The sequence below is a fragment of the Orenia metallireducens genome, from assembly GCF_003001995.1.
In the GTDB taxonomy this organism is placed as follows: Bacteria; Bacillota; Halanaerobiia; order Halobacteroidales; family Halobacteroidaceae; genus Orenia; species Orenia metallireducens_B.
Window position 1 is genome coordinate 57,061 of the sequence record NZ_PVNB01000023.1, and the last position, 6,000, is coordinate 63,060.

At 34.2% G+C, this 6,000-nt stretch carries 5 protein-coding genes; 3 read left to right on the plus strand and 2 right to left on the minus strand.

Annotated elements, in window-relative coordinates; genetic code table 11:
* The first annotated feature begins 133 nt into the window (after positions 1-133).
* Positions 134-2,041, plus strand: coding sequence for an adenosylcobalamin-dependent ribonucleoside-diphosphate reductase (locus tag BX659_RS14305; protein WP_097018796.1), 1,908 nt, complete (start codon positions 134-136; stop codon positions 2,039-2,041).
* 619 nt (positions 2,042-2,660) lie between these two features.
* Here BX659_RS14305 and BX659_RS14310 read toward each other — a convergent pair.
* Positions 2,661-2,897 (minus strand): hypothetical protein, encoded by a 237-nt coding sequence (locus tag BX659_RS14310; RefSeq protein WP_097018797.1) that lies wholly within the window; start codon positions 2,895-2,897, stop codon positions 2,661-2,663.
* Positions 2,898-3,034: 137 nt separating this feature from the next.
* Positions 3,035-3,739, minus strand: coding sequence for a class I SAM-dependent methyltransferase (locus BX659_RS14315; RefSeq protein ID WP_097018798.1), 705 nt, complete (start codon positions 3,737-3,739; stop codon positions 3,035-3,037).
* Between the two features lie 236 nt (positions 3,740-3,975).
* On the opposite strand from BX659_RS14315, the gene BX659_RS14320 reads away from it, so the two are divergent.
* Complete coding sequence (locus BX659_RS14320; RefSeq protein ID WP_172431951.1) at positions 3,976-4,575, plus strand: TetR/AcrR family transcriptional regulator; 600 nt, start codon at positions 3,976-3,978, stop codon at positions 4,573-4,575.
* Positions 4,576-4,630: 55 nt separating this feature from the next.
* Positions 4,631-5,914, plus strand: a complete 1,284-nt coding sequence (locus BX659_RS14325; RefSeq protein WP_097018800.1) for a TolC family protein — start codon at positions 4,631-4,633, stop codon at positions 5,912-5,914.
* The last annotated feature ends 86 nt before the right edge of the window (positions 5,915-6,000 follow it).

Genomic DNA, 6,000 nt, shown 5'->3' on the forward strand with positions numbered 1-6,000 from the left:
ATACTTTTGTATATGAAGACACTAGATGTAGTGTGGATTGTTTTTGAGATTATTTATTCTAATCTATTATATCATTTGAGCTCAGAAAATAAAAGTGAATTTGAAGGTTGTTACATTAAGGAGGCTAATTAAGATGTTACCAAGATGGGATGAACAGAGACAGAAAGTATTTGAGGATAGGTATGCTTTAAAAGATGAAAGTGGGGCTTTGATAGAAGCTAGTCCACAAGATATGTGGAGAAGAATAGCTAGAGTATTAGCAGAAGGTGATGATAAATTACATAATGAGTATTATCATGCTCTAGAGGATTTTAAATTTGTTCCAGCAGGAAGGCAATTAGCAGGAATAGGGAACCAAGGTGATGTAACTTTTTATAATTGTTATGTGATCCCTTTTCATAATAGAAAGAATCCAGAGGAAGGTTTAGATAGTAGAGGAGCAATTATGGATACTATCTCTTCTTGTGTAGAGATCTCAGCACGTGGAGGTGGAGTAGGCTTAAACTGGTCGGTATTACGACCTCGTGACTCTTATGTTGCAGGAGTTAATGGAAAATCAAGTGGTACTGTAAGTTGGATGAAGGCTATGAATGGTGTGATTTTACAGGTGATTCAAGGAGGCAGTCGCCGCGGAGCTCAGATGTATTTATTAGAGGATTGGCATCCCGATGTATTGGAGTTTATCACTGTTAAAGAAAACTTAGAAGAGTTAAATGGAGCTAATCTTTCAGTAGGAATCTCTGATGAGTTTATGGAGGCTGTTAAGCAGGATGAAGAGTGGGTCTTGAAGTTCCCTGATACAAGCTATCCTAAGTATAATCAAGAATGGGAAGGGGATATCAGAGATTGGGAGAGTAAAGGATATCCAGTAAAGGAGTATAAGAGGATTAAAGCTAGAGAGATGTGGGATTTAATCTGCAAATCAGCTTTAAATACTGCTGAACCAGGGGTTATCTTCTTAGAAAGATATAATAAATGGTCTAATACCAGAGGTGTAGAGAGAATTATCGGTACCAATCCTTGTGGTGAACAGGGGCTTGGTGGCTGGAGTGTATGTAACTTAGGTTCTATTAATCTAATTCACTTTATAGATGAAGCTGGAGAGGTAAAGTGGGATGAATTAAGAAGTACTGTCAGAACAGGAGTGAAGTTCTTAGACCAGATTATTGATGAGAATGATTATATCTATCCTGAAATTGAAGAGAAGCAGAGCAAGATTAGAAGAATTGGGTTAGGTACTATGGGATTGGCTGATGCGATGCTATTGGCTGGGATTAGATATGGTTCTAAAGAGTCCTTAGAGTTTATAGATAAGGTATACTCCTTTATCAGAGATAATGCTTATGAGATGAGTGCAGAGTTGGCAAAAGAGAAGGGAGCTGCACCTGGCTTTGACAAAGATCTATATCTAGATACTTACTTCATTAAGCAATTACCTGTTCAGATAAGAGAGAAGATTGCTGAGTATGGAATTAGGAATCTATCAATCTTAACCCAAGCTCCAACAGGAACAACAGGGATGTTGGCAGGAGTGTCATCAGGGATAGAGCCTAATTTCAATTGGGAATATTATAGACAGGATAATCTGGGAAGAAGGAAAGTCTATCATTGGCTAGCACAAGAGTATAGAAATGAAGGTAAAGAGCTTCCTGGTTATTTTGTGACTGCACCTGAGCTGACACCTGTAGAGCATATCAAGGTACAAGCTAGAATCCAGAACTATCTTGACTCTAGTATCAGTAAGACCGTTAATGCTCCCAAAAACCATACCATCGAAGAGGTTAAGACCTTGTACATGCAAGGCTATGATCTTGGTTGTAAAGGGACTACTTATTATAGAGATGGTTCTAGAAGTGGTGTCTTGGTCAATGAAGAGGAAGAAACAGAAGTAAAGAATGAAAAGGTAGTCGAGATGAAACATAAAGAAGAGCCAGATGAAAAGGATGGTTTTGCTAAATGTCCAAGCTGTGGAGAGTATTCTATGGGGATGCAAGAAGGATGTAACTTCTGCTTGAGCTGTGGACATTCAAAGTGTAGTTAAGTGGAAAAATTCGTTCGGGGATTTTTCCCTTACGAAGAGTTCGAAAGAACTCGTAGGGAGTAAACTTAGAGCAAGCACAAAATCTAGTTTATATGCTAAGATATAAAAGTAAGTCCGAATTAGAGTGGAAAAATTCGTTCGGGGATTTTTCCCTTACGAAGAGTTCGAAAGAACTCGTAGGGAGTAAACTTAGAGCAAGCACAAAATCTAGTTTATATGCCAAGATACAAAAGTAAGTCCGAATTAGAGCAGAAAAATTCTGTCGGGAATTTTTCCATTACGAAGAGTTCGAAAGAACTCGCAGGGAGTAAACTTAGAGCAAGCACAAAATCTAGTTTATATACCAAGATACAAAAGTAAGTCCGAATTAGAGCAGAAAAATTCTGTCGGGAATTTTTCCATTACGAAGAGTTCGAAAGAACTCGCAGGGAGTAAACTTCAAGCAAGCACAGAATTTAGTTTATAGCTTGGATTATAAAAAAGTAAGAGTCAATAAAGTAGAGAAATTGAACCAGGAATTTTCTATTAGGTTGAATTAAAAAACTTAGGGATAGAGATAAAATAAGCTATCATTGATATCAATGATAGCTTATTTTATGACAAGTAAGATTAATATAGCTTAATTATCATTACTAAATCCTATTATATTTAAAATTAATCCTAAGAAGATAATGATATATTCGATACCTCCTAAGTTACTATTAGGGTCAATAGCTATGATTCCGCCAACTAGTGTTATTTCAATTCCTAAAATCATTAGATTTATAGTTGATTTGCCTTTTGATTTAGAGACGATAAATATTATACTTCCACTGACAAATAATAACATAAAAAGCAGTACAATAATTCTTGTCATACTATACCCTCTCTTCTTTAAAAATAATCTAATATTAATTTTACTATTTACTATTTGAAGTTTAATATGTGACAAATAATCTTTTATTTATCACTAACAAGACTATCGGATATTAGGTTAGTGATAATAATATTTTGTTACTTAACCGCTACAATAGCTGCAAACTTACTGTTTTTATGTAAGATATCAACCTTCTTAAAACCCACCTTCTGTAGCTCTGAAATAATAAAGGTTACTGTCTCAGGGGTATCCTCTTTCTTTATATAATCAAAAACGTGCTGTTGATATTTTTCACCCTTAAACTGAATTAAGTATTCCTTATATCGGTCATTTTGGATATCATCCACTTTGGGAATTTCATGTTTAATTAAATCCCAGTACCAGAAGGTACCACCTTCAACTAAGGAATCATATATTTTCTTGAGTACTTTATTCCATTCAGCTCTATTTCGTAAATGGTGGAGTACTGCAGCGGCAATAACGATATCATAATGCTGCTTGCAAAGCTTTAATTCTCTAATATCCCCTTGAAGTAGCTGTTCAACTGTACCACCAGTACTTTCAATTCTTTCTTTAGCCCTGTTGAGCATATTCATACTTAAATCAATTATAGTAGATTCGAGAGTGGGGAAGTTTTCTAAAACCTTTAGAGTAAAGTTACCACCTCCACAACCAATGTCACAGATATAGTTGGCATTAGGATTAGTTTTAGCTATAGTATTTGCAATCATCTCTAGGACTAATGCTGAATCTACCGTTGAGGTCTGTCCTGTCTCTAGATTAGAAAATCTATCTACTTCATTATCAAATCTTGATCTTATCTCATTGACTGTCATTTTCATCTGATTACCTCCAGTTTTTATTTTTTAATCAAATATTTGCTTTAGTACATGGATTACTTCTAATGATAAATTTATATAAATAATATACTAAATTGTAATATTTTTCAACAAGAACATGAAATTTAAAAATATCTCAATTTTCATAAACTTTATTTTGACAATTTATCTGACCCCTGTTATAATTAAATTGACTGAAAGGTCAATTTTTTATTACACCTGCTTGACTGGACGGTCAGTTGAGAAAAGGAGGGTTAAAAATAGCTAATATATCGAAAAAAGATAGTATAATTAATGCTGCATTGAAGCTGTTTTCTAATAATGGTTATCATAAAACAACAGTTAGCCAGATAGCCAAAGAGGCTAAGGTTGCTAAAGGAACTGTTTATTGGTATTTCGATAGTAAGAAGCAGTTATTTCAGGCGATTATATTGACAGGGGTAGAAAGATTGACAAGCCAAATTGAGAGTAGAGTTAAAGAAAAGGATGATGTACTTGACAAATTAAAATCAATAGTGATGATATACTTAGAATTTATTAACAAAGCTAGGCAACACTTCAAGGTGTTTCAAGAAGGAATGATAGCTGTAATCGATAATGATTTTAAAGATAGGATGATGGCTTTTAGAAGTGAACAAGCTGAATTTATTGCGGCTATTATCGAACAAGGAAAGAACGAAAATAAAGTTCGCTTAGATGTTGATAATAAGGATATGGCTTATTTATTATTATCAATGGTTACTAGTTTTAATGATTATTTGCAGGGTAATAATGATTTTAATATTATTTCCAAAGGAGATATTATAATTGACGTCTTCCTACAGGGGGTAGCTAGATAGTCATAAAAATTTTTATAGTTAATTGACTAAGCAGTCAATTAATAGGAGGGGTCTTATGAAGAGTAAAATATATATTATTACAATTATCTGTCTACTGCTTAGTGCTGTAACTGTGTATGCTGCTGAGTCTGATCAGAAGACGGTCTTAAGTAAGGAAGAGGTAATCGAATTAGCCTATAAAAATAATCCTGACATAATTAAGTTAGAAAAGGATCTGGAGATTGCTAAAGAGGGCTTAAAGGGAGTAAAGGCAAGTTTTTATCCTAAAATCAGTCTAAATAGTATTTATACTTTAAATTCAGACCAACAGTTATCAACAATGTCTAAGGATAGTTACACATTTGATTTAGGTTTACAACAACCTCTGTTTATGGGAGGACAACTTGTAGCTGGTTATGAGCAAGTAAAGAAGAATTTTGAAATGACTAAATTACAGTTAGAGGATAAGAGACAAGAGATCAGAAATCAAGTTCTTAATCAATATTATCAAATTTTGCAAAGCAAGAAGATGGTTGAGGTAAATCAACAGAACATAAGTACAATTAAACGATATCTTGAAATTGCTCGAATCAAAAAAGAGGTTGGGATTTTAACTAACACTGATGTATTACGATCTCAAATAGATTTAAATAAAGGAAAGCAGAGTTTATTGCAGATTGAAAATAGTCTTAAGTTAAGCAAGCTGCGCTTAAAGAATGATTTGGGAATAGGAAAGGATGTAGAGTTAATCTTAGATGATGAATTAACTTGGCAGGAGATTAACTTAACAGAAGCTGAGGTCAGAGAGTATGCTTTTGCCAATAGGTTTGATTTACAGCAGTTAGAGTTAAGAGAAGATGTTTTGGAGTTAGAGGTAGATAAAGCCAAAGGTGCTAAATATCCTACTCTTAATCTATCAAGTAATTACTCTACTATGGGTGATAGCTTAAAATTTGATGATGGTAACTTCAAGGTCAGCTTGATGCTAAGTTATGATATCTTTGATGGAGGTGCCAAAGATTCAAAGGTAAAGCAAGCTAAGAAGGAGCTAGAGAAGTTTAATATTACAGAAGAACAGACGCTAAATAATATCGGATTGGCTATTCAAGAGAGCCTGCTAAAAGTATCTGAGGCTAGAGAGTATATTGAGTTAGCAGAGTTAAGCTTGACCCAAGCTAAAGAGAATCTGCGACAAAATGAGATACAGTATCAAGAAGGACTGCTAAGTAGTTTTTATGTCTTAGAAGCACAGAGCACCTTTAAACAGGCTCAGACTGAATATTATAAGGCGATTTATAATTATAATCTAGCTGTAGCCAATTTAGAGAGAGTAATGGGGAGAGACATAGTAACTAGTTGATATGTTCCAGAACATCGTTTACGGTAAAAATTCCAAGACATCGTTTATTCACTAGTGATTATTTTGTTACAGGACATCGTTTATAT

Coding starts and splice junctions, on each gene's coding strand:
- BX659_RS14305 (WP_097018796.1), top strand. CDS start 134: ATGTTACCAAGATGGGATGAACAGAGACAGAAAGTATTTGAGGATAGG.
- BX659_RS14310 (WP_097018797.1), bottom strand. CDS start 2,897: ATGACAAGAATTATTGTACTGCTTTTTATGTTATTATTTGTCAGTGGA.
- BX659_RS14315 (WP_097018798.1), bottom strand. CDS start 3,739: ATGAAAATGACAGTCAATGAGATAAGATCAAGATTTGATAATGAAGTA.
- BX659_RS14325 (WP_097018800.1), top strand. CDS start 4,631: ATGAAGAGTAAAATATATATTATTACAATTATCTGTCTACTGCTTAGT.